The 20,449-nt window shown below is 66.1% G+C and carries 17 protein-coding genes; 15 read left to right on the top strand and 2 right to left on the bottom strand.

Annotated features, from left to right (window positions below; genetic code table 11):
• Positions 1-86: 86 nt before the first annotated feature.
• From BLT98_RS02530 to hmgA, 4 genes are read left to right on the top strand one after another with little or no spacing between them, the layout of a single operon-like run.
• On the top strand, positions 87-1,430 hold the full coding sequence (locus BLT98_RS02530; protein ID WP_244517357.1) for an MFS transporter: 1,344 nt from the start codon (positions 87-89) through the stop codon (positions 1,428-1,430).
• A 16-nt stretch (positions 1,431-1,446) separates the two neighbouring features.
• Entirely contained in the window at positions 1,447-3,126 is a 1,680-nt protein-coding gene (locus BLT98_RS02525) for an FAD-dependent oxidoreductase (RefSeq protein ID WP_092605069.1), read from the top strand.
• A 12-nt stretch (positions 3,127-3,138) separates the two neighbouring features.
• Positions 3,139-3,324, top strand: coding sequence for a DUF2783 domain-containing protein (locus BLT98_RS02520; RefSeq protein WP_034785812.1), 186 nt, complete (start codon positions 3,139-3,141; stop codon positions 3,322-3,324).
• A complete protein-coding gene (hmgA, locus tag BLT98_RS02515; protein WP_092605068.1) occupies positions 3,321-4,625 on the top strand; it encodes a homogentisate 1,2-dioxygenase in 1,305 nt (434 codons plus the stop codon). The genes BLT98_RS02520 and hmgA overlap by 4 nt, the downstream gene beginning before the upstream one ends.
• A 3-nt stretch (positions 4,626-4,628) precedes the next feature.
• Here the strand turns inward: hmgA and BLT98_RS02510 are convergent, their stop codons facing one another.
• Entirely contained in the window at positions 4,629-5,966 is a 1,338-nt protein-coding gene (locus BLT98_RS02510; protein ID WP_092605067.1) for an LLM class flavin-dependent oxidoreductase, read from the bottom strand.
• A gap of 275 nt (positions 5,967-6,241) precedes the next feature.
• Between BLT98_RS02510 and BLT98_RS02505 the strand changes: the two genes are divergently transcribed.
• From BLT98_RS02505 to BLT98_RS02490, 4 genes are all read left to right on the top strand, one after another.
• On the top strand, positions 6,242-7,318 hold the full coding sequence (locus BLT98_RS02505; protein ID WP_244517434.1) for a sigma-54 interaction domain-containing protein: 1,077 nt from the start codon (positions 6,242-6,244) through the stop codon (positions 7,316-7,318).
• A gap of 244 nt (positions 7,319-7,562) precedes the next feature.
• Positions 7,563-8,642, top strand: a complete 1,080-nt coding sequence (locus BLT98_RS02500) for an LLM class flavin-dependent oxidoreductase (RefSeq protein WP_092605065.1) — start codon at positions 7,563-7,565, stop codon at positions 8,640-8,642.
• A 34-nt stretch (positions 8,643-8,676) separates the two neighbouring features.
• Complete coding sequence (locus tag BLT98_RS02495; RefSeq protein ID WP_034785817.1) at positions 8,677-9,831, top strand: LLM class flavin-dependent oxidoreductase; 1,155 nt, start codon at positions 8,677-8,679, stop codon at positions 9,829-9,831.
• A gap of 223 nt (positions 9,832-10,054) precedes the next feature.
• Positions 10,055-12,427, top strand: a complete 2,373-nt coding sequence (locus BLT98_RS02490; RefSeq protein WP_092605064.1) for a TonB-dependent receptor — start codon at positions 10,055-10,057, stop codon at positions 12,425-12,427.
• Between the two features lie 50 nt (positions 12,428-12,477).
• Here BLT98_RS02490 and BLT98_RS02485 read toward each other — a convergent pair whose 3' ends face one another.
• Positions 12,478-13,530, bottom strand: coding sequence for an ABC transporter substrate-binding protein (locus tag BLT98_RS02485; protein WP_092605063.1), 1,053 nt, complete (start codon positions 13,528-13,530; stop codon positions 12,478-12,480).
• Between the two features lie 225 nt (positions 13,531-13,755).
• Between BLT98_RS02485 and BLT98_RS02480 the strand changes: the two genes are divergently transcribed.
• Genes BLT98_RS02480 through BLT98_RS02450 form a run of 7 tightly spaced genes read left to right on the top strand, consistent with a single transcriptional unit; the run spans position 13,756 to position 20,441 of the window.
• Positions 13,756-14,505, top strand: a complete 750-nt coding sequence (locus BLT98_RS02480; protein WP_092606793.1) for a class II aldolase/adducin family protein — start codon at positions 13,756-13,758, stop codon at positions 14,503-14,505.
• A 22-nt stretch (positions 14,506-14,527) separates the two neighbouring features.
• Positions 14,528-15,601: a PhnD/SsuA/transferrin family substrate-binding protein gene (locus BLT98_RS02475; RefSeq protein ID WP_092605062.1), complete on the top strand. Its 1,074-nt coding sequence runs from the start codon at positions 14,528-14,530 to the stop codon at positions 15,599-15,601.
• Complete coding sequence (locus BLT98_RS02470; protein ID WP_092605061.1) at positions 15,598-16,446, top strand: ABC transporter permease; 849 nt, start codon at positions 15,598-15,600, stop codon at positions 16,444-16,446. Before BLT98_RS02475 ends, BLT98_RS02470 begins: the two co-directional genes overlap by 4 nt.
• Entirely contained in the window at positions 16,443-17,207 is a 765-nt protein-coding gene (locus BLT98_RS02465; RefSeq protein WP_092605060.1) for an ABC transporter permease, read from the top strand. The genes BLT98_RS02470 and BLT98_RS02465 overlap by 4 nt, the downstream gene beginning before the upstream one ends.
• Entirely contained in the window at positions 17,200-18,465 is a 1,266-nt protein-coding gene (locus tag BLT98_RS02460; protein ID WP_092605059.1) for an MFS transporter, read from the top strand. Before BLT98_RS02465 ends, BLT98_RS02460 begins: the two co-directional genes overlap by 8 nt.
• The gene (locus BLT98_RS02455) at positions 18,462-19,343 is read left to right on the top strand and encodes an ABC transporter ATP-binding protein (protein WP_092605058.1); all 882 of its coding nucleotides are present in this window, start codon (positions 18,462-18,464) and stop codon (positions 19,341-19,343) included. Before BLT98_RS02460 ends, BLT98_RS02455 begins: the two co-directional genes overlap by 4 nt.
• A 39-nt stretch (positions 19,344-19,382) precedes the next feature.
• On the top strand, positions 19,383-20,441 hold the full coding sequence (locus tag BLT98_RS02450) for an ABC transporter substrate-binding protein (RefSeq protein WP_092605057.1): 1,059 nt from the start codon (positions 19,383-19,385) through the stop codon (positions 20,439-20,441).
• Positions 20,442-20,449: the final 8 nt, after the last annotated feature.

Raw genomic sequence — 20,449 nt, 5'->3', positions numbered from 1 at the left:
TGCATACTGTGTCGCACGCCGGAGCATCCGGCCGCTCTCACCCAATAACAATAGCAAGGGGAGGGCGACACCTTATGGAGACCAGCATGACCATCGCCCACGCGGCCACCCCCGCCACCCCGGCGCCCGTCCTCGACGCGGCCACCGTTCAACTGGAACAGCAAGTGATGCGCAAGGTGTCGCGCCACCTGCTGGGATTCTTGTTCCTGCTGTTCGTGTTTTCCTTTCTTGACCGCATCAATATCGGCTTCGCCGGCCTGACCATGATGCAAGACCTGGGCCTGTCCGGCACCCAGTTCGGCTTTGCCACCACCCTGTTCTACATCGCCTACATCGCGTGCAGCATTCCCAGCAACATCGTGCTGGCCCGCATCGGCGCCCGTAAATGGATAGGCAGCATGATGATCGCCTGGGGCCTGGCCTCGACGGCGACCCTGTTTGCCAGCGGCCCGGCCAGCCTGTACGCGCTGCGCTTTCTCGTCGGCGTGACGGAAGCGGGCTTCCTGCCCGGCATGTTGCTCTATCTGACCTATTGGTTTCCCAGCGCCTACCGCGCGCGCGCCAATGCCCTGTTCATGATCGCCATGCCCGTCACGGCCGCCATCGGCTCGGCCCTGTCGGGCCTGATCCTGGGGCTGGACGGGCACTGGGGCTTGAAGGGCTGGCAATGGCTGTTCCTGCTGGAAGGCATGCCATCCGTGCTGCTGGGCCTGGCCGTGTATGGCTACCTCGACGACTCTCCCAGCAAGGCAAACTGGCTGGGCAAGCTGGAACAGCAGGTGCTGGCGCGCATGCTGGCGGCCGAGCACAAGCCGGTGGCAGCGAAGGAAAAAGGCTCGGTACTGGCGGAAATGTGCTCGCCTACGGTATTGAAATTCGGCATCGCCTATTTTTGCCTGGTGAATACTTTGGCCATGGTGGCCGTGTGGACGCCGCTGATCGTGAAAAGTTTCAGCGGCGACGCCAGCAACACGCAGATCGGTCTGCTGGCGGCCATCCCGCAGGTATGTACCGTCATCGGCATGATCCTGTGGGGGCGCCGCTCGGACCGGATGCAGGAGCGCCGCTGGCACATCGTCTGGCCCATGCTGCTGTCGGCCTTTGGCTGGCTGTTCACCGCGTATTCAGCCAACCCCATCGTGCAATTGCTGGGCGTGTGCATGGCCTCGACGGGCGCCTACACGGCCATGTCCGTCTTCTGGACGACGCCGGACCGGGCCCTGAGCCTGGGCGCGCGCGCCATCGGCATCGCCGTCATCAATGCCACGGGCAATATCGGCTCGGCCCTGAACCCCGTCGTCGTGGGCTGGCTGAAGGATTTGACGCACAGCTTTGCCACGGGCTTGCTGTACGCCAGCGTGCTGCTGGTGGCGGGCGCGGCCATCGTGCTGACCCTGCCGATTGCGCGCGGCGGCAAAGACCATACTTGATCGAAGAGGACCCATCATGAGCGACACGTTTCACCCTTACCCCCATGTGCCGAAGGTGTATCCGCCTGGCAAACCGGCAGGCGCCGCCACGCAGCATGTCCCGGTGCTGATCGTCGGCGGCGGTCCCGTGGGCCTGGCCACGGCCCTGGGCCTGGCCCGCCACGGCGTGCGCTCCGTGCTGATCGAAGCGGACGATGGCGTGTGCACGGGCAGCCGCGCCATCTGCATCTCGCGGCGCAGCCTGGAGATCATCGAACGTCTGGGCGCGCTTGACGGATTTCTGGCCAAGGGCTTGCCGTGGGCGGGCGGACGCAGCTTTTACCGCGACGAGGAAGTGCTGCACTTCACGATGCCGCAAGACGCGAACCAGAAGCTGCCGCCCATGGTCAATCTGGCGCAATACCATATCGAGCAATTCCTGCTCGATGCGGCCGAGCGCCAGCCGGAGCTGATCGATATCCGCTGGCAAACGCGGGTCACTGGCGTGGACCAGCGCGCCGACGGTGCCACCGTCACCGTGGCCACGCCCGATGCAAGCTACCAGATCGAGGCGGACTGGCTGGTGGCGGCCGATGGCGGGCGCAGCGCCGTGCGCGAGGCGCTGGGCTTGAAACTGCAGGGCACCAGCTATGAAGGGCGCTATGTGATCGTCGATATCCACCTGAAGAGCGACCGTCCGACGGAGCGCCTCGCGTATTTCGACCCGCCGTCGAATCCCGGCTCGACTGTGCTGGTGCACAAGCAGCCCGACGATATCTGGCGCATCGATTACCAGTTGCGCGACGACGAGGATGCGCAGGCGGCCGTGCTGCTGGAAAACGTGGCACCGCGCGTGGACAGCCTGCTGGCCATGATGGGAGAAACGGCGCCGTGGCATCCCGTATGGATCACCATCTATAAGGCCAACGCGCTGACGCTGGAAAAATACCGGCATGGCCCCGTGCTGTTCGCGGGCGATGCGGCCCACCTCGTGCCCATCTTCGGCGTGCGCGGAGCGAACTCGGGCATCGACGATGCGGACAACCTGGGCTGGAAGCTTGCCTACGTGGTCAAGGGCCAGGCGCCGCATGCCTTGCTGGACAGTTATTCGGACGAGCGCGTGTTCGCCGCCCGTGAAAACCTGCGCCACGGCACGAAAAGCACGGAATTCATGGCGCCGCCCACGTTTGCCTTCGACCTCATGCGCACGGCCGTGCTGGGCCTGGCGGGCAAGCATGCGCATGTGCGCTCCCTGATCAACCCGCGCCAGACCAGCGCCATCGCGTATGCGCAGTCGCCCCTGAATGCGCCGGAATCGGAGGTGTTTTCCACTGGCCCCGCGCCGGGCACGGTCTTGCCCGAGTGTCCGCTGGCGCTGCTGCAAGACGGCGCGCAGCAAGCGGGGTATATTACCGATTTGCTGAAACGCGTTGATGGCCATTTCACGGGACTGTACTTCAGCGAGGAAGGGTCTGTACCATCCGCACTGGCGGCGCTGGGCGACACCTTGCCGCTGACGACCGTGGCGATTTCCCGCAGCGGGGAGCAAGGGTGCGCCTGGGACCACACGGCGCAGGTATTCTCGCTATTCGACGCGCAGCCCGGCAGTTTTTACCTCGTGCGCCCGGACGGCCACGTGCTGGGACGCTGGCGGCAGGCGCGGGCGGAGCAGGTGGCGGCTGCGCTGGCGAAGGCCGGCATCGCCCGATCAAAGTAACAAGGAGATAACATGACCGACATCGAACTGGATAATCTTTACACCGAGTTGTGCCACACCATGGGTGGCCTGGGGGAACAGCGTTCGCCCTTGTTCCTCGCCCGCTTCGCCTTGCTGGCCATGGGCGCCATCGGCAAGGCCGACGTGGTGCAAGGCTTGCTGCGCGACGCGGCTGACGGACTGGGGGAGCGCGCATGATAGGCGCCGGCTACCAAAGCGGCTTCGGCAACGAATTTGCCACGGAAGCCGTGCCCGGCGCCTTGCCGCAGGGGCAGAATTCGCCGCAGCAGGCGCCGCTGGGCCTGTACGCGGAACAACTTTCGGGCACGGCCTTCACGGCGCCGCGCGCGCAGAACCGGCGCTCGTGGCTGTACCGCATCCGCCCCGCCAGCCAGCATCCGCCATTCACCCTGGCTGAAAATACCCGCATCGTCAGCGATTTCCACTCCATGCCGCCTACGCCGCCCAACCAGCTGCGCTGGGACCCGCTGCCGCTGCCCGACAGCGCCACGCCGGTGGACTTCATCGATGGCTGGCAGACCATGGCCGGCAACGGCAGCGCCGAAGCGATGAGCGGCTGCGCCATCCACGTGTATGCGGCCAACCGGTCCATGCAGCGCTTCTTTTATTCGGCCGATGGCGAACTGCTGGTCGTGCCGCAGGAAGGCCGGCTGGCCATTGCCACGGAGCTGGGCTTGATCGAGCTGGAGCCGCAGGAAATCGCCGTGATTCCCCGTGGCGTGCGCTTCCGCGTGACCCTGCCGGACGGCAAGGCGCGCGGTTATGTGTGCGAAAACTTCGGCACGGCCTTCCGCCTGCCCGACATGGGCCCCATCGGCTCGAACGGCCTGGCCAACAGCCGCGATTTCCTCACGCCGCACGCGGCGTTTGAAGACATCGACGGCGCATGCGAGCTGCTGGCCAAGTTCGGCGGCCATTTGTGGCGCACCACCCTGGACCATTCGCCGTTGGACGTGGTGGCCTGGCATGGCAATTACGCGCCGTACAAATATGACCTGCGCCGCTTCAACACCATCGGCTCGATCAGCTACGACCACCCGGATCCGTCGATCTTCCTCGTGCTGCAGGCGCCCAGCGAAAATCCCCTGTTCGGCGCTATCGATTTCGCCATCTTCCCGCCGCGCTGGCTGGCGGCCGAGCACACCTTCCGGCCGCCGTGGTTTCACCGCAACGTGGCCAGCGAATTCATGGGACTGATCCACGGCGTGTACGACGCCAAGGCGGCCGGTTTCGTGCCGGGCGGCGCCAGCCTGCACAACTGCATGTCCGGCCACGGCCCCGATGCGCAGACGTTCGAACGCGCCTCGCACAGCGACACGTCCGCGCCCGTGAAGGTGGCCGACACCATGGCCTTCATGTTCGAGACGCGCACCATCCTCAAGCCCACGCCATTCGCGCTGGACGGCGGCCTGCTGCAAAACGACTATTTCGCGTGCTGGCAAGGCTTGCGCAAGCATTTCGACCCGGAGCAGGGATAGCCGTCACGCGGCCCGCGCCCGCGCCACCGTGTGCGGGTTGGCGGGCCGCGCCAGTCCCAAGTTCCCGCGCAGGGTGCTGGCCGCGTATTCCGTGCGGAACAGGCCCCGGCGCTGCAGTTCCGGCACCACCAGCCGGGTAAATGCTTCGAAGCCTTGCGGCAGCAGCGGCGGCACGACGTTGAAACCGTCCGCGCCCCGTTCCACGAACCACTGCTCCATCAGATCGGCCACCGTCCTGGCGGATCCGATCGCTTGCAGGTGACCGCGCGCGACCCTGAAGCGTAGCACCAGCTGGCGCAGGGTCAGGTTCTCGCGGCGGGCCAGCTCCAGCTGCTGCTGGAAACGCCCCTTGCCGTTGTCGCCCGCCTGGTAGGGCAGGTCGGGCAGGGGGCCGTCGAGCGGATAGCCGGACAAGTCAAAACCGCCAAATTCCAGGTTGCTGAAGTCGACCAGGTCCTGCAGTGCGCCAAATTGATCCTGCGCCTGCTGGTCCGATTCGGCCACCACCACCGACAGGCCCGGCGTCACCTTCAATTGATCTTCGGCGCGGCCATACTTTGCCATGCGGCCCTTCACGTCCGCGTAATACGCCTGCGCCACGGGCAGCGACGTGGCGGAGCAGTACACCATTTCGGCCAGGCGCGCGGCAAATTCGCGCCCTGTCTCTGAATTGCCCGCCTGGACCAGCACGGGGTGGCCCTGCACGGGCCGGGGCAAGTCCAGCAAGCCTTGCGAGGCGAAATATTCGCCGTTGAAGTCCAGCGCATGGCCCGCTGCCGGCTGATAGAACTGGCCGGCGGCGCGGTCTGGCCGGTCGAAGGCGTCGTCATCCCAGCTATCCCACAGGGCCCTGGACAGGGCGACGAATTCGTCGGCCCGCGCATAGCGCTCCGCATGGCTGCGCGCTGCATCGATGCCGAAATTGCGCGCCGTATGCTCGCCAAACGATGACACGACGTTCCAGCCCGCGCGCCCGCCGCTCAGGTGGTCGAGCGAACTGAATTTGCGCGCCACGTGGTATGGGTGCTCGTAATTGGTATTGACCGTGGCGATCAGGCCGATATGGCTGGTGACGGCGGCAATGGCCGACAGCAGGGTAAACGGCTCGAACGGCAGGCCGATGGCGGAGCGGCCAGTCTCGGGCGTGACGTCGCCGGCGCGGCCGATGAAGTCGGCGATGAAGAAGCTGTCGAACTTGGCCGCCTCGGCCAGCCTGGCGGCGCGCAGCCACCAGGCCAGGTCGGGCCGGCCGCTGGCGCTGGCCGATGGATGGCGCCAGGCGGCCGGATGGTGGCCGTGGCGTTGTAAAAAAACATTCAGGACAAGCTGGCGTGCTGGCATGGGGAGGTGCTCCGTGGTGCGCAGGCGACATTGCCTGCCCCCCAGCCTGAGCAAACTCCGGGCCAGCATGGGAGCAGCGCCTGCATATGCAAAATCCGGATAAGCAAGCGCGGCACCATTCGTTCCCGCCTGGAGATGGAGCGCGGTATAGTCGGCCCATGGAACTCTTAGCCCACAACTTCAGCAGCGATTTCGCGCGCAGCGCCCACCTTGCCCGTGGCGCCGGCGATGACGGCGACAGCGAGGCGCTGGTCGCCTTCCGCGACCCGCAGCAAATGAGCTTGCTGGTGCGCGCCACGGCCTTTGTCTTTGCCGACCCCCGTTCGCGCCAGTTGCACGAGCTGATCGAACGCATCGCCCCCAGCGAGGCGACGGTGCTGATCACGGGCGAAACGGGGACTGGCAAAGAACTCATTGCGCGCCACGTGCATGGCTTGAGCGGGCGCGCCGAACAGACCTTTGTGGCGATCAACTGCGGTGCGTTTTCCGAAACCCTCGTCGAGAGCGAACTGTTTGGCTATGAAAAAGGCGCGTTTACGGGCGCGCAGCAGGGCAAGCCCGGCTGGTTCGAGACGGCCAGCGGCGGCACCCTGTTCCTCGATGAAATCGGCGACTTGCCGCTGGCGATGCAGGTCAAGCTGCTGCGCGTGCTGCAGGAGCGCGAAGTGGTGCGCCTGGGCGCGCGGCGCGCCATCCCCATCGATGTGCGCCTGATCGCCGCCACCAACGTGGATCTGGCCGAAGCCGTGCGGGCCGGGCGCTTCCGCGAAGACCTGTATTACCGCTTGCAGGTGATCGGCCTGCCGCTACGCCCCTTGCGCGAGCGCCCGGGCGACATCATGCCGCTGACGCGCCATTTCATGGCCATCTATGCGCAGCGATTGCACCTGGGCGAGGTGGAGCTGGGCCCCGACGCGCAGCAAGCCTTGCTCGCTTATCCATGGCCGGGCAATATCCGCGAACTGGAAAACGTCATCCACCGCGCGCTGCTCGTGTGCCGCAGCGGCGTCGTGCGCGCCGAGGACTTGAGTTTGTCAGGCTGGCACCGGGCGCCTGCTGCAGCACCGGTCGCTATACCTGTTCCAGACGCCTGGGCCGGCGGTGCCGATATCGCCTATGCGGCCCACGGCGCGTCCGGCCAGGACGATTTATTGGCGGCCGAGCGCTTCGCCCGCGCCTGGCAAGCCTTGCTCGACTCGGGCGAGGCAGTGGAATTCGAAGCCATGCAGCAGGAACTGGTGCGCGTCGCGTGGGAGCGCAATGAGCGCAACCAGGTGCGCACGGCCAGGCACCTGAACCTGAGCCGCAATATCCTGCGCACCTTTTTGAAAAAGGCGGGCGCCATCGACTAGGCGCATGATGCACTTCCTGGAGCCGGACCCGCAGCGATGCGGCTCCGGCTTTTTTCATGGCTGCTGCGCGCGCAGCATGCTGCTGCCCTGGCTGCAGCCGGTTGCTGCCAAATCAACAGCGAATGGGGCTGGCCGGCGTATGCGGCATGGCATGTTTTCTGCGAGGAGGATAGGGCAGGCCGCTGCGCGCAGGTATCCAAAGCGCCCAGCGGTGTTTTCTTCGACCCACGACAGGAGTCCATGCATGACCATAGAATTCATCTGGCAATTGCCCACCAGCGGCGATGGCCGTTACGCGGCACCCGGCATCACGCGCAGGGGCGAACGGGCCGCCGGCGCGCCCAGTCCCCTGCAGGCGGGCGTGAGCGACCCGCGCGGCGCGCGTCCGCCCTTCAATTATTTCGATTACCTGCACCAGATCGCCCGCGCAGCCGATCTTTCCGGCTTCGACGGCATCCAGATACGCCACGATACGCAGGGCGACGAAAGCTGGATCGTCGCGGGCTACCTGGCCCGCAGCACGCGCCATTTGAAACTGATCGCCGAATTCGACGCCGCCTGGGGTTCGGCCGTGTATGCGGCAAAGAACGCCGTCAGCTTCCAGCGCTTCACGGGCGGACGCTTCGCCTGGCAGATCGGCCATGGCGGCGATGCGGCAGCGCGCCGGCGCCAGGGCGATGCGGCACCGGAGGCCGACATCCTGCCGCGCATCGATGAATTCATCACGGTGGCGCGCGGCGTGCAGAATACGTCGCCGTTCAGCTTCAAGGGCAAGTTCTTCGAAGTGCAGGACGGCGGCTTCAAGGGGCCGCTGGCGAACCATCCCGTCAACGGCATCTATCTGACCGGCGAGTCGCCTGAAGCGCTGACCCTGTCGGCGCGCCAGGCCGATGTGCACGTGTTCGATGCGGCGCCGCAGGCGGATTTGCAGCCTGTCATCGACAGCCTGCAAGCGCAGGCGCGCCAGCTGGGCCGCGCCGTGGCGGCGGGCTTGCGCATCGACGTGCTGGCGCGCGAAACCTTCGACGAAGCCTTGCGCGACGCGCGCCGCTACCGCGGCGGTGCGGGGCTGCCCGACGATGCGCCATTCGACGGCAGTGCCGCGGCCTTCTGGCCCGGCTTTGCGCAAGCGCAAACGGGCGCCCACGGCGCCCTGGTCGGCAGCTATGCACAGGTGAGCGCCGCGCTGGAGGCGTACGCGCAGGCCGGCGTGTCCAGCTTCGTGCTGGCGGCCATTCCCCATTTCGAGGAAGCCTACCGCATCGGCGAGCACGTGCTGCCCCGCGTGCGGGCAGCGTTGAGCGCGCAGCTGCAAGCGGCTTGAGTTCCTGTATCCAACCTACTGAAGGAGTACCTGCATGGCTATCGATTTCTTCTGGCGCATCCCCACGCATGGCGAACCGAGTTCGCATCGCGCCCGCACGCCGTTTCGCGGCGACTGGTTTCCCGGCAATGACAACCTGCGCCAGGCCGGCCTCGGTGGCGGCGGCGCCGACGGCTTTACCTACATCGACTACCTGGCCGAGATCGCCCGCGCCGCTGAAATATCGGGCTTCCAGGGCGGCCTGATCCCGTCCTTCCCCATGACGGACGAACCGTGGGCGATTTCAGCGCTGCTGGCGCGCGAAACGCGCACCTTCCGCTTCATGATCCCGTTCCAGCCCGGTTTCTTGAACCCCGTGGTGGCCGCGCGCATGACGGCCAGCTTGCAGCGGGCCACGGGCGGCCGTGCCCTGTACAACGTCATCACGGGCGGCGGCGGTCCGGCGCAACTGTGGTGGGGTGATTCGGCCGGCCACGACGACCGCTACACGCGCACGACGGAATTTCTCGACGTGGTGCGCGGCGTATGGCGCGGCGGGCCGTTTTCCTACCAGGGCAAGTTCTACCAGGTGGAAGATGCGGGACTGGCCACGCCGCTGTCGGAGCAGGATTTCCCCGAGATCTATTTTTCCGGCTCGTCCGACGCGGCCTTGGGTTCCGCCTCGAAGCACGCCGACTACTACCTGACGTGGCTGGAACCGTTCGAGCAGCTGCGCGAGAAATTCGCCCGCGTGCATGAAAAGACGGCGCTGCTGGGCCGCAAGATCAAGTGCGCCGTGCGCGTCGACATCGTGGCCCGCGCCACGGAAGAAGAGGCATGGGACGAGGTGCGCAAGGGCTTTGACGCCGTCGATCCCGCCACCCTGCGCCAGTTCCTCGGCGCCGATGGCGGCGATTCCGTGGGCGCGGCGCGCCAGCGCGGCAACCGCCCGACGACCCTGAACAGCTACAAGGACTTGATCACGGCGCCGAACATCTGGTCCGGCTTCAATCTGCTGCGCGGCGGGCAGACGCAGGGCATTGTCGGCAGCTACCAGCAGGTGGCCGAACGCCTGGACGAACTGGTGCAGCTGGGCGCCGACGCCTTCATCCTGGCCAGCACGCCGCACCTGGAGGAAGCCTATCGCGTGGGCGAAGAAGTGCTGCCCCTCGTGCGCGGGCATACGGCGGCACTCTTGCGCGCCGCCTGAGGCATTCCCCCTGTTGCCGCGACAGCAGCGCCACCGCCTGCTGTCGCGCAGGCAGCACGCGGCAGCGCCGCTGCTGCCAAATCAACAGCACTATCATCACGATAGTCTTCCTTTGAAATCAATCACTTGACTCCCATTTTGCTGCGCTGCGGCAGCGGGCATGCCCCTTGCAATACCAGTCATCACCATCTCGCGTTTTGACTTTACTCAAGGATAATCACCCATGCGCCGTTCGACTGCCCCCGCCGCCTTCTCCCCATCTCCTCTTCATTTGACGCCAGTGCGCCGCGCGCTGCGCTCGGCCTTCGCCATCGGCGGGCTGATGCTCGTCCACGGCATGGCGCATGCGGAAACGCCTGGCGCCGATGTCATTGCCGCGGCCGACGCGAACGGTGGGGGCGAGGGCGCCTCCCTGCAATCGGTGACGGTGACGGCGCAAAAGCGCGAGGAATCGGCGCAAAAGGTGCCGAGCGCGATCACTGTATTGGGCGGCAAGGAGCTGCTCGATACGGGCATCGGCCGTTCGGCCAGCGAAATCCTCAACTACGTGCCGAACGCCTCGGCCGGCACGCAGCAGCATGGCCGCCCGCGCTGGTGGATACGCGGCGTCGGTGCGGGCCAGCAGCAAATCGATTTTCCGAACCCCGTCGGCTTTTACCTCGACGACGTCTACATCAGCAATTCCAGCGCCACGGGCTTTCCCCTGTTCGACCTGGACCGGGTGGAAGTGCTGCGCGGGCCGCAAGGCACCTTGTGGGGCAAGAACACGACGGGCGGCGCCATCAACGTGATTTCGCGCAAGCCCTCGTTCAAGTCCAGCGGCTACGCCAAGCTTGACTACAGCAGCTACGACACCAAGCTGGCCGAAGGCGCCATCGGCGGCGCGCTGGTCGACGAAGTGCTGGCGGGGCGCCTGTCCTTCCACACGGAACAGCAGGACAAGGGCCGCTTCCACAACCAGTTTACGGGCGAGCGCGATGGAAAGCTCAAGGATAGCGCCATCCGCGGCCAGCTCAAGGCCCTGATCGGGCGCGACCTGACGGCGAACCTGAACCTGCATTACCGCGACTACACGACCAAGGGCGCCACCACCACGGTGGCCAGCTATGGCGCGAATGGCGTCTACCGCAACGGCTACATCCCCAGCACCAATCCCGATGACGTGAGCACGAATGCGCCGGCCGACAGCGACGTGACGCAGGGCGGCGCGCAGCTGAACCTGGAATACGCGCTGGGCGAGCTGACCCTGACGTCGATCACCGGCTATGAAAACTTCCGCAACGAAGCGACGGGCGACAGCGACAATACGCCGCTGGAAGTGGGCCGCAGCCGTTCGAAGGCCAGCAGCCGGCAAGTGTCGCAGGAGCTGCGCCTCACATCGCCGCAAAACGGCGCCGTGAGCTGGGTCGCGGGGCTGTTCTACTTCAATGAAAAGATCGATTCCGATTCGGCCGGCGCGCGCCTGCCCAACGGCACCGTGCCGGCGCTGGCGGGCAGCACGCAGCCCGTCGGCTACAACCGCACCATCTATCAGCACAAGGCGCGCAGCGCGGCCATCTTCGGCAGCACGACCGTCAACTTCAGCGAGCAGTTCCTGTCCACGTTTGGCTTGCGCTGGACGACGGAAACCAAGGATCTCGATTTGCGGCGCGTGCAGGCCGCATCGAACACGGTGACGTTTGGCGATGCGGCCAACTGGTGGAACACGGTCCGGGGCGGCAATTACGCGGCCGCCTCGGTGGCCAACAACAATTTCACGTCGAATCCGTCCACCACGTGGAATGCGCTGACCTACGACGTGACGCCCGAATACCGCTTCAGCCGCACCCTGCGCGGCTACCTGAAATACGCGCACGGCATCAAGTCCGGCGGCTACAACACGAGCGCCACGGACGTGCGAGCATTGAATACGGTGAAGCCGGAAACCCTGAACTCGTTCGAGGCGGGCATCAAGTCGGAATGGCTGGATGGACGCCTGAATTTCAACGCCAACGTTTTTCACTATGATTACAAGAACGTGCAGGTCAATATCACGGGCGTGTACAACGGCGACCCAACGCAAAGCGTCAATTACCTGCAGAACGTGCGCAAGGCCCACGTGAATGGCGCGGAATTCGAGCTCGAGGCGCAGCCGACGGACAACCTGCACATCAACGCCAATATCGGCCTGCTGCGCACGGAATTCGACGATTTCGCCATCCAGAACAATGGCGGCGACCGCTCCGGCAATGAATTCGTGCGCTCGCCCCACGTGACGGCCTTGCTGGCGGCCGATTACCGCTACCCGCTGGGCAATGGCGCGCAGCTGGTCTTCAGCGGCGACGTGCGCTACACGTCCAAGCAGTACTACTATGTCGACCCGCAAAGCGACGCGCGCGGCTTGCTGAACCAGGGCGGCTTCGCGCTGGCCAATGCGCGCCTGTCGTATGTGCTCCCGGGCGGCAAACACCGCATCACGGCGTATGCGAACAACCTGGCCGACAAGGTCTACCGCAACCATACGCTCACCAGCTTCGTGCCGGGCGCCGTCAATGGCGACACCGTCATCATCGGCCAGGGCCGCACGGTGGGGGCGTCGTACACGATCCAGTTCTGAGCGTGGCGGCCTGATGTAAAAAGGCCGGCGAATTCGCCGGCCTTGTGCTTTTATGCCGCCACTTGCAGCAGCGCGTCCAGCCGGCGCTGTGCCTCTTCCAACGGCCGGCGGTCGATCCAGCGCTCGATATCCACGTCGCGGTCGAGGAAACCGTGCTGCAGCTGGAAATCCTTTTGCTGGCGGAACAGCGCCACCTTGTCGTCGGACAGGTCGGGCGCCAGGGTCAGGTGAAAACCGTCGCGGTAAGCTTCGGCCACGGCGTCGGCGCCGGCCCGCGTCTCGCCCTGCAGGATGGCCAGCACGTCGGCCTGGTGGCTGCGCGCCCAGTGGGCGGCGCGCAGGGTTTGCGTCAGGAAGCGCACGACCAGCTCGAAATGCTGTTCCAGCATCGTTTCATGCACGGTGATCGGGCGCGGCGTGCCGTTGTTCACGCGGAAGCGCCGGTCGGGCAGGGCGTCGATATCGATGCCCACTTCCAATCCCGCCGCGCGGGCCGCTTCGGCCGCCGCCGCGCCTTTCACGTAGACGGCGTCGACCTCGCCGCGCAGCAGCGGCGCGATGCCTTGCCACAGTCCCGCACCCAGATTGGCTTGCGCTGGCGCGTCGGCGCCCACCTCCACCAGTTGCACATCGTCGAGCGTGAGGCCGGCCGACGCCAGCACACCCTTGTAGCCGGCCAGGCTCATGCCGCGCGCGATGCTGCGCCCGCGCCGGTTCTCGCGCAAGTCCTCTGCGCGGAACACGGGCAGCGCCAGGCGCTTGCCCTGCAACTGCGCGGGCTTCGTGATGCCGGAACCGGGGCGCACGAGGATGGCTTGCCATTCATCGATCCACGTCAGGCCGATCAGGCGTGTGGGCGCCCCTTGCGCGCGCGCCGGCAGGGCCAGCAGGTTGCCGCCTTCGCGCACGAGCGTGGACAGGCCGTGGTCGTAATGGTGGCGCGCCAGTTCGCCGCCCACTTCCTGCAGGGTTTTCAGGGCGATGCCGTCGCGGGCGAATTCCTCGTCCAGCCAGCCCAGTTTATAGGCCAGGCCCGTGGCCGTGGGCACGGGGCAGCGGGTGAACCAGACGGTATCGACAGCAGGGGATGGTGCGGTAGTCATGGAATTCCTTGGTGGTGGGTGGAGCCTTGAACCGTGCAGGAAACGTGCCCGCGCCGCTTGCTGGCTTGCCGACAGCGCGTGCGCACGCCGCTGCTGCCACGCCAGCAGCCGCTGTTGCGCAGGCAGCAGCCTTCCACCATTTGACTGGCCGCGGCGCTGGCACGCGTCTTGCGAAAGTAGAGGCATGACTGACCCGTATCCCAACCCCAACGAATGGAGCATGACATGACGGACGTGGCACAAGCGGAAGCACAACAAGTACAGGTGCAGGAGTTGACGGCGGCCGAACTGGCCTTCGTGGAGCAGGTGCGCCGCGATGCGCAGATCGCCTTCGACGGCTTGCGCGAAACGGGCAGCCTGACGGCCAATGGCACGGTGGGCTTCGTCGAGCGCACGCCCGGCGGCGACAAGGTCGTGGTGGTCAACGATCCGGGCCCGTTCCGCCGTGGCCAGCCCCTGAAGGCGGCCGTGCTGGCGCTCGATGGTACGGTGATCGTGGGCGACGCGAACAACGGCGGCGCGCGCTATCTGAAACTGTTCCGCGAGCGGCCCGAGGTCACGTCGATCTCGCACGTGCATTCGCCGTCGCTGGGCGCGTGGGCGCAGACACACCGCACCCTGCCGATCCGCTACGTGCCCGTGCAGCGCTTCCAGCTGATCCGCGAAATTCCCATCTATATCGACCGCCGCCAGCCGGAAGTCGATTTCATCCTCGGTGAAATCGCCCGCAACACGCATGCGACGGCCATCCTGGAAGCGAATGGCGGCGCCACCGTGTGGGGCAAGCAGGGCTTGCTGAAGCTGGCCGAGTTCATCCTGCTGCTGGAAGAGGGCGCGAAGATCCAGATCGCGGCCGAAGCCATCGGCGGTTCGCGCGATTTCGGCCCCGGCGTGCTGCTGCAGCAATGGAAGATGAGCAAGCTGATCGACACGGCGCGCGCCTTGTCGCTGCTGCCCGCCACCGACCTGGTGTAACCCTTTCACGAACAGGCCCGCAATGTCATTGAAATTCTTACGTTTGATCTGGCGCAAAGCATTCGCCGCCACCCTGGCGGCCAGCCTGCTGGCGCCAGCGATGGCCGCCGCCGCCGAAGCACTGCCGGCCGCCGTGCGCATCGCCGTCGTGGCCCGCACGGCGCCGTCCGGCAAGACCGTGTTTGCCGGCTCGGCCGCCCAGGTGGCGTCAACGGGCTGGCTGGCGGCCGAGCTTGGCAAGCTGGGAGTGAAGCTGGAGTGGGTGCCCGTCACCACCAATTCCGTGGCGACGCAAGTCAACGAGGCGTTTGCCAACCGTTCGATCGACCTGGCCCAGTATGGCGACTTGCCGTCGATTATCGCCAATGCCTCGGGCTTGCAGACGCGGCTGATCCTGCCCGGCGGCAGCGCCAACAACACCTACCTCGTGGTGCCGAACGGTTCCACGGCCAAGTCGATCAAGGACTTGAAGGGCAAGAAGATCGCCCTGCACCGTGGCCGGCCGTGGGAATACCCGTTTGCCCGCCTGCTGGAAGCGAACGGCATGACCTTGCGCGACGTCAAGATCCTCAACCTGAATCCGCAGGCGGGCGCGGCAGCCGTGGCGACGGGCGGCGCCGACGCTTTCTTCACGCTCAGCGATGCCTTCCTGCTGGAAGATAAAAAGGTGGGCAAGATCATCTGGGCCAGCAAGGCGCCGCCGCAGGACTGGAAGATGCGCGCCGAACTGTGGGCCGACAGCGGTTTCCTGCAACGCTATCCGCAACTGGCCCAGCTGGTGGTGACGGCCTATGTGCGCGAGCACCACCGGGCCGCCGGCGCCGGAGGCGAAGACGAATACGTGCGCACGGAGGCGGCCGCGGGCCAGGTGGAAAGCGTCGTGCGGCGCGAACTGGCGGGCGACCATACGCCATGGCAGGCGCGCTGGTCGCCCCTGTTTACGGCCAGCCTGCGCCAGCATTACGTGGGCGAGGCGGCATATGCGAGGAGCGCGGGCCTGATCGGGCGGCCCCTGCAAGTCGACAGCCTGTTCGCGCCCCAGTTCGTCAACCAGGCACTGGCGCAGCTGAAGCTGCAAACGTACTGGGCGCCATGACTTCCCTCGCCATTGCCTTGCCCCGCGCCCCTGCGCCAGCGCGTGCGGCCTCCATCCCCTGGCTGCGACGCTTCGTGCGCTCGCCGTGGTCCGTGTGGGCCTCGCCGCTGGCCTTGCTGCTGCTGTGGACGGCGGCCACCACGTTCGAGTGGATGCCTGCGCACATCTTGATGTCGCCATGGCAAGTACTGCTGACGGCCCGCGACCTGGCCGAGAGCGGCGAACTGGGCCAGCACCTGGGCATTAGCCTGTTTCGCTTGCTGGCCGGTTTCGGCCTGGGCGCCAGCTGCGGCCTGGCCTTTGGCGTCGTGCTGGGCCTGTCGCCTGGCTTGCGCAGCTACGTCGACCCCACCTTCAATGTCTTGCGCCAGTTGCCGACGGTGGCCCTGATCCCCTTGTTCATCTTGTTGTTCGGCATAGGCGAGAGTTTTAAAGTGTTTATCGTGGCCAAGGCCAGTTTCTTCATCGTCGCGCTGGCCGTGCATGACGCCATCCGCAACTTGTCGCAGCGCTACTTTGAGGTGGCGCAAGTGTATTGCTTCTCGCGCTGGCAGCGCATCCGCCTGATCGTCTTGCCGGCCATCGTGCCGGCCGCGCTGACGGGCATGCGCATCGCCCTGTCGCGTTCGTGGATGGTGCTGGTGGGCGCGGAATTGCTGGCTGCCGACAGCGGCCTGGGGCAGATGATGGAAATGGGCCGCCAAATGTTCCGCCTCGACGTGGTGATGGTGGGCGTGGTGCTGACGGGCGTGATCGGCTTCGGCCTGGACCGGCTATGCCACGCGCTGGAATCGAGGCTGATGCGCTGGAAACGCAGTGGCGATGGCAAGGGAGGCACCGCATGAAGCAGCGTTTGATACTGTTCATAAAAGGCGCGCTGCTGCCGCTGGCCTTGCTGGGTGCCTGGCAATGGGCTTCCGGCCAGGGCGCGGCCGCCGCCTACATCTTTGTGTCCCTGGGCGACCTGGCGCACAGCTTGCGCGACCTGGTGATCACGGGCGAGCTGTGGGTGCACTTGCGCGCCAGCCTGGGCCGCACCCTGGCCGGCTTGCTGCTGGGCGGCAGCGCCGGCATCGTCACGGGCGCGCTGATGGCGCAGTCGCCGCTGGCGGACCGGCTGATCGGGCCGCTGTTTCACAGCATCCGCCAAGTGCCGCTGCTGGGCCTGATACCCTTGCTGGGGCTGTGGGTGGGCAATGGCGACGGCGCCAAGCTGCTGGTGATCGCCATCGCCGCCTTTTACCCGACCGTGCTCAACACGTATGCGGGCATGCGCCAGGTGGAAGGACGCTTGCGCGAAGTGGGGCAGGTGCTGACCCTGACGCGCTGGCAGACCCTGCGCCAGATTTTGCTGCCGGGCGCCATGCCGGCCATCGTCACCGGTGTCACGCATGCGCTGGCGTTTGCCTGGCTCGCTTGCCTGGGCGGCGAGCTGCTGTTTTCAGCCGGTCCCGGCATGGGTTCATTGCTGCTCAATGGCGAAGTGTCGGGCCGCATGGACGTCGTCCTGCTGGCCGTGCTCGTGATCGCCTTGCTGGCGCAGGCGATGAACGTGGCGTTTGCGCGTCTTGCGCGTCTGCTGGTAAAGGGGCGCAGCAGTGAGTGAATCGTTGCCATTCCAGCCAGACGCGGCCGTCAGCGCCCGCGAAGGCGAGCTGCGCGCCTTCTTGCTGCGTTTTATCGGCCTGACCCTGCTGTCGGGCGTGACCATCGGCATGAACAAGGTGCTGGCCACCTTGCTGGGCTTGCATCTGCACGTGAGCAATTTCCAGCTGGCCGCGATCAGCAGCGCGGAAACCCTGGCCATGGCGCTGGGCACCATACCGGCCGGCTACATCTTGTCGCGCGGCAATCCGAAGCATCTGTATGCGGGCGTCAGCCTGAGCCTGGCGCTGGCGTTCTGCGTGCTGCCGTGGCTGCCCGGCTGGCAGTGGGTGGCTTTGCTGATGTTTCTGGTGGGCCTGTGCATCTCGCTGCGCATCGTGGCCATGAGCACCGTGTTTCTCGTGCGCCTGCCGGAACTGGGGCAGGGCAAGGCGGGCTGGTACAAGGGAACATTAATTCTCGGCATGCAATTCCTCGGCCCCTTGTGCGGCAACTACCTGATCGCGCAGCTGGGGCTGAAGGCGGGCTTCTTGATCTCGGCCCTGATGTTCGCCATCCTCGCCGTGCTGGGCTGGCAAGTGTTGCCCAGCAATACGGCGCCGCGCAAGCTGGAAGGCCAAGCCTTGCTGCCCGGTGCGGCCAGCTTGCGCGAACTGTTGCGCCTGCCCATCGTGCGCGTGACTTACCTGTTCGAGATCCTCGCCAGCTTCACGGCGTCCAGCGTGGGCGTGTTTTCCATCCTGCTGGCCATCCGCGTGCTGCACTGGCCTGCGCATCATTCCGTCTGGCTGATGGCCGTGCAGGGACTCAGCTGCGTGCTGGTGCTGCTGTTCCTGGGACGCTTCGTGCTGGCCAGCCGCTACCGCGAGCAGTTGTATGGCGGCGCGCACCTGGCCATCATGGCCGCCTTGCTGATCCTGGGCCTGTGGCCGGACAGCATCGCCTACCTGGCCGCGTCCGTGCTGCTGGGACTGGGCCTGGGCGTGAATAACCTCGTCAATACGGACAATATCGCCCGCGCGCCCGTCGACAAGGCCAGGGTCTCGGCCCACTTGACCCTGTTCGGCATGGTGGGCGGCACGGCTGGCGCGCTGGCGGCGGGCCGCCTGGCCGACCTGACGGGCTTGCGCAATGTATTCCTGATCTGGCTGGCGCCGTGGCTGGCCGCCTGGCTGGTTTTCCACGGCAGCCGCTGGCTGCGCCGGGCGCCGCCCGCCGCCATTCCTTCCCTCGCCCCCACCGCAGAGAGTGCGCCATGAATGATTTCGTTTCCCCTTCGGCCTTGTCGCCGCAACAGCAGCACCTGAGCGGCGGCTTGCAAGTGCAGCACGTGAGCAAGTCGTTTTCGCTGAAAGGCGCGCCGCTGCTGGTGCTCGACGATATTTCGCTGACGATTGCCCCGGGCGAATTCGTTGCCATCGTCGGTGCGTCCGGCTGCGGCAAGTCCACCTTGCTGCGCCTGCTGGCTGGCCTGGACACGGACTACACGGGCTTGCTGCTGCACGATGGCGTGCCCATCCGCGGCACGGACTTGCACCGGGGCCTCGTGTTCCAGGATCACCGCCTGTTTCCCTGGCTGACGGTGCAGCAGAACGTGGCCGTGGCGTTCAGCAATACCCGTGTGCCCTTGGCCGAGCGGGCATCGCGCGTGGCGGCGGAAATTGCGCGCGTGGGCCTCGACGGCTATGCGGATGCGTATCCGCATCAATTATCGGGCGGCATGTCGCAGCGGGCCGCGATTGCCCGCGCCCTCGTGGGGCGGCCCGACGTGCTGCTGCTGGACGAGCCGCTGGGCGCGCTCGACGCGCTGACCCGCTTGCGCCTGCAGCAGGAACTGCGCCGCCTGTGGCAGGACGAGGGCATCACCATGGTCATGGTCACGCATGACATCGATGAAGCCGTCTACCTGGCCGACCGCATCGTCGTGCTCGATGCGCGTCCGGGCAAGGTGCGCCGGGTGCAGGACGTGCCGCTGGCCCACCCGCGCCAGCGGGGATCTCCGGGCTTTGTCGCCATCCGCGATGGCTTGCATGCGGATTTCAGCGACCTGGACGACACGCATGCGCCCGTGGCGCAGGATGTAGATCCCAGCAGCTCATGGGATGGCAATGAATGGGCGCGCAGGATGGCGCTGTAGTTTCCTTTTTGACCGGTCCACCCACTCTGGAGATACAAGATGAGCAATAACAACGCACTCGACACCCTGTGGTACACGCGCTGCCCCGTCCCGACGGGACTGGGGATAGCCTTGCAGCAAGGCTGGCTGGAAGAGGCATTGCGCGCCGACGGCACCAGCTTGCGCTCCTTGCGAGAGTCGGACCAGGAAGCCGTGCGCGAATCGCATTTCGACCACACCCTGCGGAATTCCGTGCGCCACGGCGGCAATATCCCGGCCCTGTGGGCGCGCGCGGCGGGACGCGAGACGCGCGTGATCGGCCTGTCGTGGTCGGATGAGACGCAGCTGATATTGACCTTGCCCGGCAGCGGCATCCAGTCGGTGCGCGATTTGAAGGGCCGGCGTTTCGGCTTGCCATTATGGAGCAAGGCGCAGATCGACTTTGCGCGCGCGCAAGCCTTGCGAGGCCTGGAAAACGCGCTGAGCCTGGAAGGGCTGGCCGTGGCGGACGTGGAACTGGTCGATTATGTGGTCAGCACCGGCCAGAGCGAGGCGGCGCCGGAGAAGGGCGCGGCAACGAATCTGTTCAGCGGCGCGCGGCGCGGCGGCCAAAGCCCGGAACTGCTGGGGCTGCTGCGGGGCGAAGTGGACGCCATCTTCCTGAAAGGCGCCTCGGCGGCCCAGCTGGCGCAGCAGTTCGGCTTGCACACGGTGATCGACACGGGCATCCATCCGGAACCCTTGATCCGCGCTAACAACGGCACGCCGCGCACTCTGAGCGTCGATGCGCACCTGCTGGACAATCATTTTAGCTCTGCCGTGACCCTGGTCGACCAGGTGCTGCGGGCCGAAGCGTGGGCGCGCGGCCATGCGGACGAGACGCGGCGCTTCCTCGCGCGTGAATCGAATGCCAGCGAGCACTGGGTGCAAGTGGCTTACGGCAAGGATGCGCATCTGCGCCTGGACACGGACCTGGCAGAAACGTCGGTCGCGGGTTTGCAGGATTTCAGCGATTTCCTGTTCCGCTGGAACTTCCTGCCCAGCAAGGTCGACGTGCGCGCGTGGATCGATCCCCGTCCCTTCGAAGCGGCGCTGGCGCAGACGCGCCGGGCGGCTTGAGCGGGAAG

Origin of the sequence: Janthinobacterium sp. YR213 (genome assembly GCF_900099875.1) — a bacterium.
GTDB lineage: Bacteria > Pseudomonadota > Gammaproteobacteria > Burkholderiales > Burkholderiaceae_D > Janthinobacterium > Janthinobacterium lividum.
This window is presented reverse-complemented; position numbering and strand designations above follow the sequence as displayed.

Coding starts and splice junctions, on each gene's coding strand:
- BLT98_RS02465 (WP_092605060.1), top strand. CDS start 16,443: ATGAAGCAGCGTTTGATACTGTTCATAAAAGGCGCGCTGCTGCCGCTG.
- BLT98_RS02485 (WP_092605063.1), bottom strand. CDS start 13,530: ATGACTACCGCACCATCCCCTGCTGTCGATACCGTCTGGTTCACCCGC.
- BLT98_RS02470 (WP_092605061.1), top strand. CDS start 15,598: ATGACTTCCCTCGCCATTGCCTTGCCCCGCGCCCCTGCGCCAGCGCGT.
- BLT98_RS02490 (WP_092605064.1), top strand. CDS start 10,055: ATGCGCCGTTCGACTGCCCCCGCCGCCTTCTCCCCATCTCCTCTTCAT.
- BLT98_RS02450 (WP_092605057.1), top strand. CDS start 19,383: ATGAGCAATAACAACGCACTCGACACCCTGTGGTACACGCGCTGCCCC.
- BLT98_RS02505 (WP_244517434.1), top strand. CDS start 6,242: ATGAGCTTGCTGGTGCGCGCCACGGCCTTTGTCTTTGCCGACCCCCGT.
- BLT98_RS02455 (WP_092605058.1), top strand. CDS start 18,462: ATGAATGATTTCGTTTCCCCTTCGGCCTTGTCGCCGCAACAGCAGCAC.
- BLT98_RS02510 (WP_092605067.1), bottom strand. CDS start 5,966: ATGCCAGCACGCCAGCTTGTCCTGAATGTTTTTTTACAACGCCACGGC.
- BLT98_RS02525 (WP_092605069.1), top strand. CDS start 1,447: ATGAGCGACACGTTTCACCCTTACCCCCATGTGCCGAAGGTGTATCCG.
- BLT98_RS02530 (WP_244517357.1), top strand. CDS start 87: ATGACCATCGCCCACGCGGCCACCCCCGCCACCCCGGCGCCCGTCCTC.
- BLT98_RS02500 (WP_092605065.1), top strand. CDS start 7,563: ATGACCATAGAATTCATCTGGCAATTGCCCACCAGCGGCGATGGCCGT.
- BLT98_RS02475 (WP_092605062.1), top strand. CDS start 14,528: ATGTCATTGAAATTCTTACGTTTGATCTGGCGCAAAGCATTCGCCGCC.
- BLT98_RS02520 (WP_034785812.1), top strand. CDS start 3,139: ATGACCGACATCGAACTGGATAATCTTTACACCGAGTTGTGCCACACC.
- hmgA (WP_092605068.1), top strand. CDS start 3,321: ATGATAGGCGCCGGCTACCAAAGCGGCTTCGGCAACGAATTTGCCACG.
- BLT98_RS02480 (WP_092606793.1), top strand. CDS start 13,756: ATGACGGACGTGGCACAAGCGGAAGCACAACAAGTACAGGTGCAGGAG.
- BLT98_RS02495 (WP_034785817.1), top strand. CDS start 8,677: ATGGCTATCGATTTCTTCTGGCGCATCCCCACGCATGGCGAACCGAGT.